We start from the raw sequence: 17,578 nt of genomic DNA on the forward strand, positions 1-17,578 counted from the left end.
TGAGATTTAATAATCGAACTCAGGTTATTAAGAATACTAAAGTCAACTGTAAGATCCTTCGTTGCACTCAGGATGACAAATTGAGAATACGATTGGGTTTATTATCAATCTGGCCCCGTTCTCCATTTTTTACCACTGAGGTCATAAAGCGAAAAACGCAGAGCGCATGGAGCCTTTTCATTCCATCATTTATTTTACGTTTTCCATCCTTTACCGTAAAAGACACTGAGGTAAGGCGCAAAGCTGCTGTCATTCTGAACGCAGTGAAGAATCTTTTATTTAAAAAAAGTTAACTACTGGATAAAACGCTGAAAGAAGATCAGGCTGTAAAAACAGATTTTACTGATTTTGTCGACGAGGCACTGATTAGGCTTCAAAACCTCCTGGAACTGTACGAGAACGGCGATATTGAGCAAAAACGCTTCATTATTGGTTCGATCTATCCGGAAAAATGGCGAATTTTTGAAAATGATTGTCGAAACACCAAAATTAACTCAGCTGCTCTTCTTATCTATCACATTAACAAGGGGTTAGTAACGAAAAAAGCCGGAGTTAGAACTAAGATTAGAACTAAATCCGGCTTGGTACTCGAAGTCAACTTCACGTCAAAACAACTCTTACAAGATTTGAAGATGTTATCGTATATACCATTAAATCTAACTCCGTTTCCAGAATCCTTTGGAGATATCTTAAAAAATCGACGTTTTTAATAACAAGTCGGTAATGAAGGACAAAATCCATTGTTTTTTTGGATTTTTCATAGAGGGAAAGCTAACGCATTAGGCATCTATTTAATACAGGCAAATCGACACAATAGTGCCGATTTGCCTTATGTTATCAGCTTAAATTGTAAATGATAATCCTCCCCTATTTTGCATCGGAATTGTCGCCCATGTCATCAAGGTCAATAAAATGATGAATTAGAAACGCTTCAACCAGGGAAAGTGCGTAGTTCCGGTCTATCGGCAACTTATCAGGTGTAATGACTTGATTGATGTAGACTTCTGGATCCCATAACTTGCGTATTATTTCAGGATGTTCAGGTTCCATCGACTCTATCAAATCCTCGAATTTCCAGTTTGCCACTTCAATGAATTTTTTAAGACGTATTCCTTTCATTGGAAGGACAGTAATTTCTACAGCTTTCTTTTTCTTCTTTTTCCTGGGTTTGATTTTTTTAACCTTATCCGAAGGTTCTACGTAACGAATCAGACGATAATCCCAGCCAGTAGTTTCGTGGCCATCTACATCCGCAAAAACCTGCTTAAAAATGTCGAACTTGCCCTCATTTGTAAACAATACACCGTGTTGGTTCTCTACATCCCGGATATAAAATTCCCAGTCTTCAGTTCTGATTTTGTGCATGTTATCGAAGAGCAGTTTACCTAGTTCTAGTGCCCATTCCGATGCTTTCACCATCTCATTCCATTTAGTGAATCCCGCCAATTTTGCAATGATGTGCAGGGCGTTCATACGGGTAAAATTGTTTTCGTCGATTTCGAAGTCCGTAATTAATGGGTCGATGTCGAAAAACGTCGGTGAATACTCAAATAGGTCGCGTTCCAATTCGGAATCGAAATAGGGTTTTTGTGTTTTGAAATCTTTGTGAAGATTTTTTGCTTGGAGTTTGAAATACTCAATAGTTTGCATAATACAATCCTTTTGTACCAACTTACTATCCTGATTTTATGCGTCCGTAATCTTGTTAGGATAATAAGCGGTTGGTTTGCATTATTATACTTAATTGGCTGATGAAAATCTTTGCACGGACGGGCTAGCTTGCCAACAAGCATAAGCAATTATAGAAATAAATTTTCTTAATTTCAATACCTAAATACATTTATTGAAAACTCAACCAATAATATTATACCCGAGAATAAGATAATGATGGAAAAATATCAGGCGATTTTTGACGCGAATAAAGTTAGAACACAATTAGAAGAATCAGATGCAATGGTCACTTGGAAAAAATTCCAACAAGGTCGATCATCCTATCTTATCTTTCTTGATAATAGCAAAACTGTACGGCAGTCAATCCGAAAGCTTAATTCTATCCCGATGGGGCATTTAGATAACGATCAAAGGTGGAGGCTACAAAGAACGATTGTAAAGGATTTGCACAATATCATTTCATCTGGACAGAATTTTCTAGACCATTTAAAGCACAGCCACAACTTTAACGAATCCGTCCATGATAAAGAATATTCAATATTTTTCAGAGAACTCAGAAATTATTTAGTCCATAATGATGCCTTTAGTCTGGTAACCAGAAATGAATATGGAAACGGTCACGCTCCTAAGTTTTACCAAGCAATGGACAAAACAGGGTTTAAATCCTTTGTGAACAATAAGGCCACAAAAATTTACGATAAGGTGCAAACAGAGCCAACTAAGGTCTCAAAACGTGAAGGAGAGCTTCTTAGTGAATTGTTTACGTTATTAAATTTTTTGGATGAAAAAGAAACCCTATTTGATTTTGAGCCGATATTGGAAAAATATATACTGTCATTAAATGCCTATTATTCGAAATGGGTTCTATCTGTATTGAAAAAGAAGGTTAAATTATCTGAGATAACAAAGTTTACCGAGGATATGGAAACAGTTCATAAACACTTTCCAAATAGTTATAGTAAATCAAGAGTGCGTTATTTAAAACTTGCCGTTGCAAAAAAAAGAACTAGAATACCCCCTGATACAGGCAAAAAGAAATCGTGATTATTGAATCGACGCAATAGATTATTCAGCATATCAATTTAACGAAAGAGAGACAATGAATAGGGAGTCGTCAAAGATATCCCCAACATCTTTTTCCATACCTTCCCACCTTTGGTTCAATCAAAAACATAGAACCATGAACAATACAATAGAACTAAAAGGTCGCAGTTTCAACGGCAAACATTATCCAAAGATTAAAAGAATCGTAACTGCACCACGCAAATTCATCCGCACAAAACTCAGGGGTTTTCTTCCTTTGAACCTTGAGCAGTTTATCGAAAACCTTCCAACGAACCAACCGATCACCCGGTCCAGACCAGGATATAATCCCGGAATTTAACTAAAAAATTGTATCACATTTTTTTAACCAGCACTACCGTATTGGAAGGGGGTAACTCCGCCTGTTTTTTTGGCGGAGTGAAATGTACGTTTGTGATACAAACGGATTTCACTCCCCTGCAGGGAGATAAGAAAAACACTCGGAACTCGGTTTTTCTGCCACCATTAAAGCACCCGGACAGATGCAAGAAGTACCAGCTATGAGCAGTGATAGTAATAGACAAAATGAGTCGAAGCGGACTGCATGGATACATATCCGTTTGACACCAACAGAGGCTGCAAAGATTAATGAGCGCTTCCGAAAAACGCCATATAAAGATCTGAGCACTTATCTACGCAAAGTTTTGTTAGGTAAGCCAGTTACGGTAGTTGCCCGTAACCGTTCACTTGATGAGTTTATCCAGGAAATGATACTGCTTAAAAATGAATTAAGCGCAATCGGAAATAACCTGAATCAGATTGCCAAAAAGATAAATGCGTATGCCACTACGCCCAGTATGAAACTGTTGATGCAAAGCTACCAGCTCGTAAAGGAAAAAGTGGATACCAAAATAACAGGCATTAGAAATAAGTTAAACCAGTTTTCGGATAAATGGTTGCTAGAATCGTCAGCGGAAGAAGCATCAAAGGAGCCATAAACTATAATGAGCAAAAGATCGAGCAGGGAAAGGCTGTTTTTCTATCAGCTGAAAATTACCTCAAGGATGGCCATAAGTTAAACCCGGCAGAAAAACACTTTGTTCTAAAACACCGGGCGGCCCTGAATGAACGGGTAAAGACCAATTGCGTACACATTTCGCTAAACTTTGAAACCAATGAAAAAATAACGAGTGATAAAATGGAAGAAATTGCCAAGGATTATATGCAGCGGATAGGTTTTGGTAATCAGCCTTACCTGATTTACAGGCACGAGGATGTCGCGCACCCACATTGTCATATCGTAACGACTAATATTGATGCAGCAGGAAACCGCATCAGTTTACACAACCTTGGACGCGATCTTTCTGAAAAGGCAAGACAGGAAATAGAAATTCAATATGGCCTGGTACAGGCTATAGGCCGCGGCAAGGATGATGAAATTCCGGAGGTCGATATCTCGAGATTAAAAAAAGCAAACTATGGCAGTGATGAAACCAAAACGGTGATTACCCAGATTGTTAATACCGTAGTGCAAAAGTATAACTACACTAGCCTGGCTGAGTTAAATGCGGTATTGAGCAGATTTAATATCATGGCCGACCGTGGGCATGAAAAGTCGGCAATGTTTAACCAAAAAGGTTTGCTATACAGGATTATTGATGAAAAGGGAAATAAGCTCGGCGTACCAATTAAAGCCAGTCGGATTGCAGGCAAGCACACCTTGGAAAAACTCGGACAGCGTTTTGAAAAAAATAAAACCAACCGCAAAATATTAGCGGCTTCTTTAAAACAGCGCATCGACCGGGTGCTAAAAAACCGCCCTACTAAAAAAGATTTCGAAAACCAGTTAAAGGAACAAAAAATTGATTTGCTCTACCGGACCAGCAAAGATGGTCAGGTTTATGGTATCACCTTTATTGATCACGCCGGACGATGCGTTTTTAATGGCAGCGAATTAGGAAAAGCTTATGGTGCTAAGGCGCTACTGGATGGCTTCAAGAGATCCCTAGATCAAGAAACAGCAACAATAAACACACCTATATCCAGACACAAGGAAACGACCGCATCCCATAGCAGTAATCAAAATCAGGAGATAAAAGACCATGGCAGTTTCTTGCAGCCAGCATCACCTACCAACTATCTGGAAATTCTAATGGGAAGAACAGAACAGGAACTGGCCCCTCACCTGCCTAAAAAAAGAAAGAAACGAAAAAAACGCAACCAGCAAACCGAACAGATCAACCTTTAAAAACTAATTTATGAATACTGGAGAAGATACCCAAGGCCTGCGAAAAACCCTTGATTTTACAAGGCTGATCAGCCTTTTTATATTGGCCATTCATTTTTATATCACCTGTTATAAGGCTTTTGAACTTTGGGGATGGACAGCAACGCTTACCGATAGGATTGTACTGAATATTGCAAAAACAGGATTGTTTACCGGGTTACTGAAACCAAAACTGGCTGCCTTATTATTCCTGTCTATATCCTTATTGGGTGTTAAAGGCAAAAAGGATGAGAAGATCCAGAAGAATAGCATAGTAGCATATCTGATAAGTGGTCTACTGATTTACCTGGTTAGTGTATTAGTTTTTTATTTGCCAGGTAGTGTACCAATCGTTGCTGTATTGTATATCGCATTAACTGCGGCCGGTTATTTACTGGTGCTTACCGGAGGCACATGGTTAAGCAGACTGATCAAAAATAACCTTTCGACCGATGTGTTTAATTCGGAGAATGAAACTTTCCCGCAGGAAGAACGGCTACTGGAAAATGAACATTCTTTTAACCTACCCACCAAATATAATTTAAAGGGTAAGACAAGGGAGGGCTGGATAAATTGCGTGAATCCCTATCGAAGTATTTTGGTAGCGGGATCTGGTGGCGCAGGAAAAACCTATTTTGTTATCCGTCATATAATGGATCAGCAATTGAAAAAGGGATTTTCAATGTTCATTTATGATTTTAAGTTCGATGATCTAACCCGAATGGCTTATAATAAGCTATTGAAATACCGGTCCAATTATAAGATTAAACCAGCCTTTTATATGATCAATTTTGAGGACCTGAACAGAACGCACCGCTGCAACCCACTTGACCCGATTGGCATGGAAGATATTACCGATGCAACCGAGGCCAGTCGCACGATAATGATGGGCTTGAATAAAGACTGGCTAAAAAAACAGGGGGATTTCTTCGTTGAATCGCCGATCAATTTTCTAACGGCGGTGATCTGGTTTCTCAGGAAACACGAAAACGGCAAGTATTGTACTCTAGCACATGTTATCGAGCTGATGCAGTTGGATTATGATCCTTTATTTGCGGTGTTGCAAGCTGAGGAAGAAATTAAAGCGCTAATTAATCCATTTGTTTCGGCTTTACGCAATAATGCCCAGGCGCAATTAGAGGGTCAGATTGCATCGGCTAAAATTGGCCTTGCCAGGCTTTCATCACCGCAATTGTATTACGTGCTAACGGGTAATGATTTTTCGCTGGACATTAACAATCCGGATGCTCCGAAGATTGTCTGTATGGGCAATAATCCGCAGAAAATAGATACCTATGGGGCTGTGCTTTCACTTTACGTTAACCGGATGCTGAAATTAATCAATAAGAAGGGCAAACGGAAATGCAGTTTAATTTTTGATGAATATCCAACTTTAGTGGCGAATTTGATTACCACAATTAGTACAGGCAGAAGTAATTTGATCAGTTGTACGATTGGGATTCAAAGCATTGAGCAGGTGAAAAAGGAATATGGCGCGGAACAGGCGGAGATTATTGCGGGGATTTGTGCCAATATTATCAGTGGGCAGGTATCGGGAGATAGCGCAAAGAAGCTTTCGGAAACTTTTGGTAAAATTATGCAGGATAGGCAGAGCATGAGTATCAACAGTAATGAAACTTCTATTTCTAAATCTACGCAGATGGATTACGCGATTCCAGCCTCTAAGATTGCTACGCTTTCATCAGGTGAGTTTGTTGGGATTGTGGCGGATAGTCCTAGTGAAAAGATTCCGCAAAAAATGTTTCATGGGGAGATACAAAATGATCATGAGGCCATTGCTAAAGAGGAAGCTGGATACAAACCGCTTCCAGTTATACGAACAGTGACAAAAGAGGATATTGATGAAAATTATTTAAGGGTTAAAAGGGATGTGCAGGAGTTGATGAGACTGGAGTTGAAAAAGATCAGTGATCGTCAGCCGAAAAAATCGAATAAGAGAAAAAATCGTGATTCAGTTATTGGGCAGGGAAAAGCTAAGAAGATGGCGAAAACGGTAAAAGGGCCTAAAATCACTTAAAGGACCTGGGTCCCTGCAATGGATGTTCCAATCGCCCACCCGGTTTCCGCTATTGCTTGTACTCCCATTGTTGCTTTTGTTTTCAAATTACTTGTCTCCATAATCGTGTTCTCCTTTCTAAGTCTTATTAATAAATATTGAATTATTACTAAAATTAATACGAGTAAAACGATTGGCCACAAAACACTGCAGGTTGCCACTCCTAACCCAATCAGGGTTATCTTGAATTTCTTTAGGTCAAAAATGCTGTTATAAATATACTAGAAATGCGGGATATTCTGACTTAAAAATTAGCTACTCGAGCGATTAATGTATGTGCTTCCGCGACTAGATTATTAACCTCCGCTTCTCCTGACGGATATCTATTTGCACTATGCATGTATTTATTTCTCGAATTTGCTATATTTCTGATATACATATCTTTTTCTGCTCCAGTTAATTTCTGAAGATGCAAGGCTCCATGTGAATGCAATTTTTTAATGTAATCCCCAAGAGAATGTCTATCGCCACGAAGTCCATGATGGTCTAGAAAAGCCCTTAAAACTGAATCCAGTGCGCGCATCGTATGAAGCACTTTCAAAATATTTCTCCGTTTGGTCGGCTGCAAATCGCTTACCCTTGAAGCTTCCTTAAGCTCTTCGACGATGTCGCCCAGTCTTCCAGTCGTTAACGTCGGATTATGATCGAGTAAGGTTAAAATTGTATTGATTTTATTTTTATGGTGGCTCATCGTTTGCGTTTTACTGTTTCTTTTAATTCCTCTTCACTATCAAAGTTGCTCAACTGCCACCCATAAAGACTTATCATTCTTACTGGTTTGAGAGGGTCGAAACGATTGGAGGGACGTTCATTAATATTTAATATTTTGTTCTGCTGATTGCCGTAGTACGGTATTCCGCGATCTACCTTAAACTGAGAACGCAATGTAAACTCGAAAAACGGCATAAGCTCAACCAGATCAGATTTGCTTTTCTGGAGGTTTTTGATTCCAATGATAGCCTCCTGATTATACTCAAATATGTTTGATCTAGGTATTTCGTCTTGGCCTGTTATATAATTGTGAAACGATGGTTTCTCAACGTTTTGAGAAAACAATTTAACCTTTTTGTATTTGAAATCATTATTTTCAAGATACTTGAGATTTAACATTTGCTTTTTAGCCTGGAAATCGAAAATATTTCTCTGCTCATCTTTGTGTTCAGCAAGAATATTTAGATTTTTTTTCACCTTAAAAAGCTGTTCTAGGTTTCTCAGCTCCCGGTGCTCAATAATGTGGTCGAAATAATCGCTCGCAACTTCTTGTTTGAAACCAATCGTATTTTTAGGATCGAGCAACAACACCATATTTGTAATGGCTGGATAAGCAATTCTGGCCCCAATCAGACGGGTCATTAGTTTCGTTTTGGATTTCAATTCTTCCGCCGATGGCTCAAATAATGCAATTAGATTTTTTTTATCAGATAATAGCATTTCTGGCCCAACTAGCGTAAAAGGATGTTCGGGATTGTCTACCCTCACATATTCTCTGGGTATTAGTTTATTTTGAGTAGCGTTCATTTATGCTAAGATAATTTTTTTTCTTCGTTAAGCAATCGAAACTGTTGAACAATATCCTGAATAAGCTGGGATAACTAGATCACCCTCTGCCCCAACTTATACACCAATTCCGTTTTATCATTCACCCCTACTTTCTTAAATATATTTTTCACATGGCTTTTCACCGTATCCAGCGAAATGAAAAGTTCATCGGCAATAAACTTATACTGCATCCCTTGACTGATCAGCAATGAAATTTCGGTTTCCCTTGCCGTTAAACTATACACTGCACAATTGTGTTCGAATATGGAAGCACCAACACCCGCAATATAAATGGCATTTAGCTGCAAATCCCTTGCTCGCTCCCACCGGATGGTTTTTCGGAAACAAAGGACTGTAACCACCAGAAACCCTGAATTGGTCACCATGACCTGAATCCACTGGGAAATGTGCAGGTAAACAAAAACACCCATCAATACCCAGGGCACAACAGCTGAATAAACTTTATACATTTCTGGTTTCCCGTAGAAAAATGTCAGATCACTTTCCGTGGCGCTCTGAGAACGGATCGCCTTGAGCAATACGAATAGCAATATCAAGGCATAAAATCCCGGTATAATCATTCCATAACTGGTGGCATATTCTAAGCTTCCGGTGATCGGATAGGCAACCAAAAAGGAAACAGCAAATGGAATCATTAAAAACATGGGTACGCCGTAAAACACATGCCACCTGAGGCCTCTAAGACCAAAGGCCATATAAAAATAACAGGGGAAATATGCAACGACGAGAAAACCGCTTCCGTAGGAAATGATGTTCTGCGCCATGATGGGTATCGCGAAATCTGAATCCGGGAAGAATCCGCAGGATATGTTATACTGGATCAATAACACCAGTAACAAACAATACCACAATCTAGGTTTTTCCTTAGGTCTGGAAAGATAGAGGATAATTTGAGAAAAGCACATACCGAATTCTAGCACACAGACCACAAAGGTGAGTATGTGCATCTCGGAATTAAAAATATACATAGGAGATGAATTAAAAACCGCTAAGAAAAATAGATGTAAAAACGTCTTACCCTTCAAAAAGGAATAACACAACAGGCTATAACAACGAGCCGGTAAGCCCTGATCTTTTGACCAGGGCCGTTTCCGATTACTAACCCAATCACAGTTATTCTAGGGACGATCACAATCGTTAAATAAAAACCAGAAAAATTACTCCGTTTTTTTGCCATCGGCCAATTTCCATACGGCGTCAATGACCTGACCAATTGCCTTTTCAAAAGTAGCTTTGTCCTTTTCATCATTAATATCGATGCCACAGACTTTACTTTTATTGGTTCCGGCTGCCAGACAACATAATAGATTCCACCTAAAACTAAGGCAAGTACCGCTCGGAAGCGTATGCCTGAGTCCTTGAAATGTGGATCAGTCAGTTTGACGATCGGTTCTCCTTGCGATTCCATTTCGTAAGATATCTCTTTCAACAAGGGATGAGATTCTGCAAAGGGAATATTTTCTTCAATCCTATAAAGCTCACTGAAGTAAATCTGCCACTGGTAGAAATCCAATGTGATACATCTAAAAAAACTGATCTCCTGCTCCGCTAAGGACAAAGGATGGTAATCGAGATAGCTTTTTAGTTTTTTGAGAGATTGCCTGATCTGTTTCAGCGCACTCGTTGATTTTTTAATGGGACTTAAGTTCTGAAACGAAATCTCTTCCAGTTCCGTCTCAAGTTGTTGCAGCAACCCGCCGCTCAGTTCTTGTATCATAACGCCAATAATTAAGGTTCTCCCGCCCTAGCCCGTTAACTGGCATAACTTTCACTCGGCAGGCTTGCCCAAAGAACTTTATTTCCCCCCCAGGGAAAAAGTGGATGTATAAAACATATACACCGATTTTAACACCTAATGCCTATATTTGCGACAGTTAAAATATTATATAGCGACTGCTATTTAGATCTTGTCTTAGAAATCCGCGAAATTTTAAAAGTGTACAAGAGAAAATAGGCTTGTCGTCTGCGCTACAGCGCGGGCGCAGCTTTTTTCTGTACACAAGGTTCTTCGCGGAACCTCTAAGACGGTCTAAGGTTTGTGTCCCGCGCTATATCGTTTTTAGAACTCTGCGTTTCGGGAACGCAGACCTAAACCAAATCTTATGAAGCAATCAGAACAGGTCGAAATCCTTAACCTACCCATTGCAAAAAGCCCCTTAAGTACCGAGTTCAAAACCGTAACTGAAACACTCGGATTTCATACTTTTTCAGAACTATTACAGCACCGCACGATTAAGCTGCAAATCCTGCCAGGCTTTGACCAGCAACTGATTTATGAGTATGTAGATTTTCTGGAGAACAACCAAATGGGACACCTGATCGACCCATAAAAAAGGCCAGACAGAATCCTCTGCCCAGCCCCAACTAAACTATACTAAACTAAAATTTCATCTATCCCATAAAACTGCGCAGGTCTTCCAACACCGCAGCAATCATTGGCTCCAATGGCTTGATCGCAGAAACATCCTTGGTGTACATCTTGGATTTTACGCTCGGTGCCGAAAGTACATCCTGCCCTTTGGTCGAAAAGTTACTGGCAATCTTTTCCGAAAAAACATCAAGATTCGGCTCGTCATAAAAACCATGTGCATATAGCGTCTTTTCAAACAGTGCCAACTGCATCGCCGTCAACCTAGTTTTCAGTTTCAATGGGTTCAGCTGAATATCCAGTGGTCTTTCATTAAGTCCCAGAATGGCGGCATCAAACCACTTTGCCAAAGCCTCATCTATAGGTTTTCTATCCTGATCATATACCATTTTTGTATGGAGGTTAACCTGGAACACCTTTGTCCTCTCAATTTTTAGAATCGATTTGGCTTGTGCTGCACCGAGGCCGTCAATCTTGGCAGAAAACAACTTGGTACTATAATTCTCAAACCTAACATGGTTAAAGCCAAGACCTATCAACAGATGCATCAACTCGTAATTATCCCTTGGAAGTTCTTCCCCAATCTCATTAAAGACCTTTTCGTACTTCTTAAGATATTTATAGTTACGCCAGCGCATCTTTCCATCGTAGGTAAATTGATCAAATGGTATTCCCGTTACTAGTAAAAGCTGTTCATCTAATCCTCTTTTCTGTAGCCAGTTTTTAAGAAACTGCCATTTCTCATTATAGACCAGGGACTGTTGTTTGCAAAAAAGTTTCGGAAGGCTCAACGTGTCCGGTAACAACGGCTCAACCTGCGAAGTCAGGTGATCCATCAAATTAAGGATGGCCTGTGCCACGAGGTTCTCTTTTCTTTTAGGATCAAAATGGTTATCGCATATTTCACCCATATGATATAGGTTGATCTGCAAGAAATTACTGATCTGAGTTTCATTGGAAAGCTCTAATAATTGTTTCAACAACACCCGTTCTAGTCGCTTGAGTTCCTTCTCCAATTTGTGCAATGCCGTATCGTCCCCTTTATCCTTAACCAGGATTTTCGATAAATCTTCCAGTTGTTCAAATTCGTAATTCATTTTTTCTGTAGATTGTAATTTATCATCATAATTCTCTCGGACATATCTCCATGACCATTCCACTATTTTTTCTATCGCCACCAGTACATCTGCTCTGTCTTTTTCGCTATTGAGATCAATACCACAAACCATCCCATTGATTGCCTTGTGTTGCATAACCATATAATAACTTCCTCCTAAGAGTAGTGCAATAATAGCCTTGAAATTCACTCCGGTTTCCCTAAAGTAAGGCGTAGCCATTTTCAACAGCTTCTCTCCTTCAACCTCCCTTTCATCAGAAATGCTTCTCATTAATGCACTAGATTCCGATATCTGCCAATGGATGATCTTCTGCATCTCCTCACTAGCCGAGAACAACTTGAAATTTTCCTGCATCAGTCCAACAAATAGCGTTTCAATTTCTTTGACATCAGGCTCATCGGAAAACCGGAAACGCTCAAAAAACGTTTTCCAATAATCCTTATCCTGTATAAAGGTTTTGAGCAAACCGTTTAAACTTCCAAAATGATAACGGATCAGGTTTTTATCCTTTCCAAGTAACCTTGCAATGTTGTTTGTCCTAATTGCAGTAAAGCCCTGTTCGGTCAATATCGTGCCTATTGCATCCAAAAATTTCCTTTTTGTTGCATCTGCATCCCTGATTTTATTTAGGCGTCTTTTCGTCAAACCGTTATTTCTACAAATGTGTCTTTTTGATTACCCATTCCCATGCATTTAGCACTTTGTCGAGCTGCGTGTGCGTATGCGTCGCCATTACGCTCATTCTTACCCTAGCATCTTTTCTCGATACTGCGGGATAATTGATCTGGTTGGCATAAATACCTGCCTCCAAAAGCAGTCCACATATTTTTGCATTCAGGCTGATGTCACCAATCTTTACAGGAATGATCGCTGATTGTGATACTCCCGTATCCAGCCCCAGGGATTCAAGTCCTGTTTTTAGGTATTCAATGTTGTCCCAAAGTCGATGCATCCATATCGGTTCTTCATCCACCAGATCAATGGCTTTTGAGATACATGCCGAGGCTGGGGAAAGCGTAGCAGAAAAAATGTGTTGCCTTGCCTGAAACTTTAGAAACCCCACCAGTTCTGGACTTGCCACAAGATAACCCCCAACATGGGCAAAGGTCTTGCTGAACGTTCCAGTAATAATATCCACTTCCTTGTACAGATTGTGCAATTCAATAACGCCCCGTCCAGTTTCGCCAATAACGCCCGTACCATGCGCATCATCTACTACCAGATATGCTCCATAGTGCTTGGTCAGCTGAATAATCATATCGAGTGGTGCCAAATCGCCATCTTGGGAATATACGCCATCGATCATCACCATTCGAGTTCGATAGTTATCTTTTGAAGTCTTTAATATCCGCTCCAAAGCCTCCAAATCATTGTGCAGAAAAGTCTTTACATTAGTATTCAGGCACCCTTCATATACACTGGCATGAACGGCCATATCCAAGATCGCAAGGTCTTCCTTTTTTAGCAAAGCCTGCAAGGATGAACTGTTTGCTGTATATCCCGTGCTAAATACAATTGCACTATCTCTTTTAAAAAACCTCGCAATCTTGTCCTCAATTTCCTGATGGAAAAGGTAATGACCGCCTATGGCCGGTGAGGCTCCAGCACCAGAACCATATTTCTCAATGGATGTAATGGCGGCGGCCTTCACTTTTGGATGCTGGGTAAAACCGAGATAATCGTTCGAGACCAAACTCACAAATTTACGATGAGGATTACTAGGCAGGTTAAGTTCGATTTCTGGGCCACAGCCAGAAAGATTTTTCTGCCGATAATTGAACTGTCCATGTTTGCTTCGATCTGCGACATACGCTCCCCAAAGTCTTGCCCATCCGAAGGGATCCATTCCCTTAATGTTTTCAAAGTCCTTAAAACTTGCTTTTTCAAAATCAATATTTTTCATTCTTATCTGTTTTTTTAAGCAAGTTCGTTATCGTTTATACCCTGAGTGGGGAGTTAAGGGTTTATATCGAAAAATATTAAGAAATTTATTCTTTCATTATCAAGAAAAGCTAATGCTAGATTTTTTGAATAAACTCATGTCTTTCATATAACGATACTCATGTTAAACGTATTTTTAAAAACTGATAAAACATAGTCGGACATCCATCCGACTTATGTTCATCATTAACTATTATAACCTAATATTTTTCGCAGATATATGTTCTATTCTCAGCACATTCAACAAATTGAACACACAAGTTACCTTTGCTGACCAATATTAGATTTTGTCTATTACAAGCATATCTAAAATTTTTTCGGTACGTTCTAAAGACAACCCATATATCTTAAGCTTAAGGTTCAGTTCTTCTATGCTATTGGTAGCAGACAATAGATCAATATCAACATTGCCTATAAACCCGGTTTCGTCAATTATCGGTATTGTCAACTCAAATTTCCTACCTGCAAGTCCATCTACAATTCTGCTGATCATATATTTCAATGGAGCATTAACAATTCGATATGGGGGGATCAAAGGCTTCACCAGTTGTTTACCACCCGTAGTAATCAATGACTTCCCATTAGTAGGATTATATTTCAGCACATAACAGGCTGCTTTTATTTTTTCAGCTGAAGCAAAATAGCCCGAATATTGGTTTAAGAACCGAATTCCATAACTAGCTAGGCTGTCACGCTGACTATCCGGAATCCAAAAATCCAAAGTCCACTCTTTATCCTTAGAAAAAGTAGGGTTAGTAAATTGACCATCCTTATCATTAAACCTTAGCATTATTCTATTCCCCTTACCCGCCCAGTCGTATTTGTTCATTGCAAGTGATTGATAGATCCATTGGAGTGCTAGATTTTTAACAAAAAACCTCGTTTTTCCTTCAATGCTTAGGTACTCATTTCCACTATTTAATCCGGGAACATTTCCTTTATAAAGCATACTAATAGCTTGTGCGGTAGCGGGAACCCAGTCCATATATGTTGGCACATCAGGTCTCATATCTATTTTTTTTGGAAGGCCAAAAGGCCCATTGATGATTGCATGCAAATTTTTCTCCGTTACCTCAGTCCCATCAGTGAAAGCTGCCACCACCCCATTTTTATCAATCCAAACCATATGGGGTATAAAACGATATGGAAATATAACTTTTAGTTTTAAGTCTCCAATTATGGATTTCAATTCAATCCCCAAAGGGTTCTTACTAGATATAAAAAAGTCATTGATAGGCTTTTCTTCTTGAGAAGTCACTTTGACTATTTTTACATAAGAGGTGAATTTTTTTTCAAGGTTGAGCTGTTCTGGCATCTCTTTGATGCAGGCAAAACAGCTGGTCGCCCAAAAATCGATGATAATAATCTTCCCCTTTAAATGCTGAAAGGTGAACTCCTTTTTTTTACCATCCTCAAAAACAAAATGTTTTTGTGTCCAAAAATCCTGGGGCACCTTGTCTCCGATCTGTAGCTCAAAAGTACTTTTGGGGCTTACTTGTGAGATAGGGGAAAAAGTAACATATTCATCTTTATTTTGGGAGTACGAGGAAAGATGGAGGCAACATAATGCCAACAAAAATTTTAATGTTATTTTGTGAATCATAATTTAATCGTTAAATGTTTTCATCTCATTTCAAAGTAATTACCCGGACATTAGTTTTTATCTAATATTTTGATCAATTCCTGATCGGGCAATAATTTCTTCAGGAATTTCAAGGGCAAATCTCGGGTCGTTAGCCGGCAGTGTATAGGTGATGCCGTTGGCAAGCCTTGTCAGGTTTATCTTAGCCCCCTCAGCATTTAACCGCTTAATGTCGCTCCACCTCAGGTTCCGGAAGGGCAGCTCCTTCCTTCTTTCATCAAGTACCAGGCTAAGTGCCTCAGGAGCAGATGCTGCTGTAAGCGGTTTAAAAGTGCCGGTTTTATAACGCTTTATCAGCAGCGCATTCAAATCCCTAAGTGCTGCTGGCACATTGCCCAATCTGGCTTCGCACTCTGCCCGGATAAGGTACTGTTCATCAATCACTACCCCCGGAAAAATACCCTGCGATGCGGCATAACCCCCACGCCAGCCATAGGTGCCGTTATTATTGTTCTTAAAAAATACCTCTTTCCGCAGATCGTCTGCTGCATACCTATTGTACAGTTCCGGAACAATTTTGGCACGGATATTCGACATTATAGAGGGGTTATTTACAAAACATTCATAAACCACCTCGGTATTAAAGCGGTCAACCGGGTAGGTTTTTGCGGTAGAAAGTGTATTGTAATCCAGTAAGGTGCCTTTTATGCCAATACAGGAATCGGCATAGGCAAAGGCCTTATCGTAAATGCCCATGGCAAGAAATACCCGTGCAAGATAACCGAAAGCGGCCTGCCTGGCGGGCCGGCTGGGATGCAACGGGGGCAATGGCAATAACTTTGATGCTGCTGTAAGATCGGCAACCACGGTACTATAGCCTTCCTCAACTGTAGACCTTTTAGAAGGAATATTAAAATCGGTAGATTCCCTTATTACGATACCGCGGTCTTTAACTGCAGTAGTTTTATTGTAAGCTACCGACCAAAGTTGCAGCGCGTTATAATAAGCCTTACCACGGTTAAAACAGGCCTGCCCTTTTATATTATCAAATTGCGCTGCATTTTGGGGCGTCCGGTCTATCTTTTCCATTTTTTCTAAAATCGAATTAGATAAATACACCAGGGTATACAAGTATAACCAGTCGTTACCTAAAGTGGCTGGCGCGTATAAATGATCTTTTTCCCAGGTGTATAAGCGCTGGTCGGGCTGTGAGGTAATCCCGTTTAAATCGGTATCGGTTAAATAAAAATCTCCGGCACTCACCTCGCCCGAATAGGGATCTACAATATTATAAAGGTTGTTATTGTTTAACAGCGCCTGCAGGTCATCAAGCGTTTCCGGTACTGCTAATTTCTGATCAGATTTTTCTTCCAGAAATTTCTTGCAGCCGCTTAACAGCACCACCAGGATAAATGCAATTAATATCATGTTTTTAGTTTTCATAACCGGATATTTAGAGTTCGAGTTTTATACCTAAGGAGATTGTTTTTGATGGCGCAACCGAAGTTAGCCCTACTTCATAATCAGGGTCTAGCTGCTGTTTGTTGGCTACCCAAATTAGCCCAAGGTTAGAAACCGTGGTATAAAAAACAATGTTCCTGATCTGCTTAAAATTAAATTTTGGGCTATAGCTCAGGTTTACATACTGGAGCCGGACCTGATCGCCAGGGGAAATGAGCACTTCGGCATTTTTATAAAAGTTATCCCTTGCCGAATTATTTGGGTACACCATGGATGGAACATTGGTAAACTGCTCGTCTCCGGGTACTTTCCACCGATCAGAAAAATCGGCATGGCCCGTGCCCGACCCAAAAAGGGTAGTATACTGGATGGAGTTTCTTTTGAAAAAATAATCAAGCTTATAGCTCACCTGGATATTAAGCTCAATATTCCGATAGCGGAAGCTGTTGCCTACCGACCCGAAAATGCGGGGAATTGCCGAGCCGAAATATTTAAGATCAGCAAGCTGCGT

Annotated in this window: 15 protein-coding genes and 1 pseudogene; 6 read left to right on the top strand and 10 right to left on the bottom strand. The window is 39.9% G+C overall.

All coding sequences use genetic code 11. From position 1 onward, the window contains the following. Positions 1-867: 867 nt before the first annotated feature. A complete protein-coding gene (locus AW17_RS20200; protein ID WP_029279456.1) occupies positions 868-1,650 on the bottom strand; it encodes a hypothetical protein in 783 nt (260 codons plus the stop codon). 237 nt (positions 1,651-1,887) lie between these two features. Here AW17_RS20200 and AW17_RS20205 point away from each other — a divergent pair, with 237 nt between their 5' ends. The 5 genes from AW17_RS20205 (at position 1,888) to mobC (ending at position 6,998) form a co-directional block, all read left to right on the top strand. Beyond that, positions 1,888-2,715, top strand: a complete 828-nt coding sequence (locus AW17_RS20205) for a hypothetical protein (protein WP_157280375.1) — start codon at positions 1,888-1,890, stop codon at positions 2,713-2,715. A 136-nt stretch (positions 2,716-2,851) separates the two neighbouring features. Beyond that, positions 2,852-3,055: a hypothetical protein gene (locus AW17_RS20210; RefSeq protein WP_029279460.1), complete on the top strand. Its 204-nt coding sequence runs from the start codon at positions 2,852-2,854 to the stop codon at positions 3,053-3,055. Positions 3,056-3,236: 181 nt separating this feature from the next. Next, positions 3,237-3,692, top strand: coding sequence for a plasmid mobilization protein (locus AW17_RS20215; protein ID WP_051691993.1), 456 nt, complete (start codon positions 3,237-3,239; stop codon positions 3,690-3,692). Continuing rightward, a complete protein-coding gene (locus AW17_RS20220; protein ID WP_029279464.1) occupies positions 3,647-4,942 on the top strand; it encodes a relaxase/mobilization nuclease domain-containing protein in 1,296 nt (431 codons plus the stop codon). The genes AW17_RS20215 and AW17_RS20220 overlap by 46 nt, the downstream gene beginning before the upstream one ends. Before the next feature lie 10 nt (positions 4,943-4,952). Next, a complete protein-coding gene (gene mobC, locus AW17_RS20225) occupies positions 4,953-6,998 on the top strand; it encodes a conjugal transfer protein MobC (protein WP_083488786.1) in 2,046 nt (681 codons plus the stop codon). 283 nt (positions 6,999-7,281) lie between these two features. Here mobC and AW17_RS20230 read toward each other — a convergent pair whose 3' ends face one another. The 4 genes from AW17_RS20230 to AW17_RS20245 form a co-directional block, all read right to left on the bottom strand. Then, entirely contained in the window at positions 7,282-7,728 is a 447-nt protein-coding gene (locus tag AW17_RS20230; protein ID WP_029279468.1) for a hypothetical protein, read from the bottom strand. After that, on the bottom strand, positions 7,725-8,555 hold the full coding sequence (locus AW17_RS20235) for a hypothetical protein (RefSeq protein ID WP_029279469.1): 831 nt from the start codon (positions 8,553-8,555) through the stop codon (positions 7,725-7,727). The genes AW17_RS20230 and AW17_RS20235 overlap by 4 nt, the downstream gene beginning before the upstream one ends. Positions 8,556-8,629: 74 nt before the next feature. Beyond that, the gene (locus AW17_RS20240) at positions 8,630-9,361 is read right to left on the bottom strand and encodes a response regulator transcription factor (RefSeq protein WP_245235112.1); all 732 of its coding nucleotides are present in this window, start codon (positions 9,359-9,361) and stop codon (positions 8,630-8,632) included. 257 nt (positions 9,362-9,618) lie between these two features. After that, positions 9,619-10,314 (bottom strand): hypothetical protein, encoded by a 696-nt coding sequence (locus tag AW17_RS20245; RefSeq protein ID WP_029279473.1) that lies wholly within the window; start codon positions 10,312-10,314, stop codon positions 9,619-9,621. Between the two features lie 385 nt (positions 10,315-10,699). Here AW17_RS20245 and AW17_RS20250 point away from each other — a divergent pair, with 385 nt between their 5' ends. Beyond that, positions 10,700-10,927 (top strand): hypothetical protein, encoded by a 228-nt coding sequence (locus tag AW17_RS20250; protein ID WP_029279475.1) that lies wholly within the window; start codon positions 10,700-10,702, stop codon positions 10,925-10,927. 61 nt (positions 10,928-10,988) lie between these two features. On the opposite strand, the gene AW17_RS20255 is transcribed toward AW17_RS20250, so the two are convergent. The 5 genes and pseudogenes from AW17_RS20255 to AW17_RS24510 all read right to left on the bottom strand — a co-directional run. Beyond that, positions 10,989-12,728, bottom strand: a complete 1,740-nt coding sequence (locus AW17_RS20255; protein WP_029279477.1) for a TetR/AcrR family transcriptional regulator — start codon at positions 12,726-12,728, stop codon at positions 10,989-10,991. 10 nt (positions 12,729-12,738) lie between these two features. Beyond that, a complete protein-coding gene (locus tag AW17_RS20260) occupies positions 12,739-13,986 on the bottom strand; it encodes an aminotransferase class I/II-fold pyridoxal phosphate-dependent enzyme (protein WP_029279479.1) in 1,248 nt (415 codons plus the stop codon). 318 nt (positions 13,987-14,304) lie between these two features. Further along, on the bottom strand, positions 14,305-15,627 hold the full coding sequence (locus AW17_RS20265) for a TlpA family protein disulfide reductase (RefSeq protein ID WP_029279481.1): 1,323 nt from the start codon (positions 15,625-15,627) through the stop codon (positions 14,305-14,307). A gap of 57 nt (positions 15,628-15,684) precedes the next feature. Next, entirely contained in the window at positions 15,685-17,049 is a 1,365-nt protein-coding gene (locus tag AW17_RS20270) for a RagB/SusD family nutrient uptake outer membrane protein (RefSeq protein WP_029279483.1), read from the bottom strand. Positions 17,050-17,059: 10 nt separating this feature from the next. After that, positions 17,060-17,578 (bottom strand): annotated as a pseudogene (locus AW17_RS24510) (SusC/RagA family TonB-linked outer membrane protein); the annotation flags it as partial.

Source organism: Pedobacter borealis DSM 19626 (assembly GCF_000708285.2).
Classification (GTDB): Bacteria; Bacteroidota; Bacteroidia; order Sphingobacteriales; family Sphingobacteriaceae; genus Pedobacter; species Pedobacter borealis.

Excerpts from the sequence above, each read along its gene's own strand:
- AW17_RS20200 (WP_029279456.1), bottom strand. The coding sequence starts at position 1,650 with ATGCAAACTATTGAGTATTTCAAACTCCAAGCAAAAAATCTTCACAAA.
- AW17_RS20205 (WP_157280375.1), top strand. The coding sequence starts at position 1,888 with ATGGAAAAATATCAGGCGATTTTTGACGCGAATAAAGTTAGAACACAA.
- AW17_RS20210 (WP_029279460.1), top strand. The coding sequence starts at position 2,852 with ATGAACAATACAATAGAACTAAAAGGTCGCAGTTTCAACGGCAAACAT.
- AW17_RS20215 (WP_051691993.1), top strand. The coding sequence starts at position 3,237 with ATGCAAGAAGTACCAGCTATGAGCAGTGATAGTAATAGACAAAATGAG.
- AW17_RS20220 (WP_029279464.1), top strand. The coding sequence starts at position 3,647 with ATGGTTGCTAGAATCGTCAGCGGAAGAAGCATCAAAGGAGCCATAAAC.
- mobC (WP_083488786.1), top strand. The coding sequence starts at position 4,953 with ATGAATACTGGAGAAGATACCCAAGGCCTGCGAAAAACCCTTGATTTT.
- AW17_RS20230 (WP_029279468.1), bottom strand. The coding sequence starts at position 7,728 with ATGAGCCACCATAAAAATAAAATCAATACAATTTTAACCTTACTCGAT.
- AW17_RS20235 (WP_029279469.1), bottom strand. The coding sequence starts at position 8,555 with ATGAACGCTACTCAAAATAAACTAATACCCAGAGAATATGTGAGGGTA.
- AW17_RS20240 (WP_245235112.1), bottom strand. The coding sequence starts at position 9,361 with ATGGCGCAGAACATCATTTCCTACGGAAGCGGTTTTCTCGTCGTTGCA.
- AW17_RS20245 (WP_029279473.1), bottom strand. The coding sequence starts at position 10,314 with ATGATACAAGAACTGAGCGGCGGGTTGCTGCAACAACTTGAGACGGAA.
- AW17_RS20250 (WP_029279475.1), top strand. The coding sequence starts at position 10,700 with ATGAAGCAATCAGAACAGGTCGAAATCCTTAACCTACCCATTGCAAAA.
- AW17_RS20260 (WP_029279479.1), bottom strand. The coding sequence starts at position 13,986 with ATGAAAAATATTGATTTTGAAAAAGCAAGTTTTAAGGACTTTGAAAAC.
- AW17_RS20265 (WP_029279481.1), bottom strand. The coding sequence starts at position 15,627 with ATGATTCACAAAATAACATTAAAATTTTTGTTGGCATTATGTTGCCTC.
- AW17_RS20270 (WP_029279483.1), bottom strand. The coding sequence starts at position 17,049 with ATGAAAACTAAAAACATGATATTAATTGCATTTATCCTGGTGGTGCTG.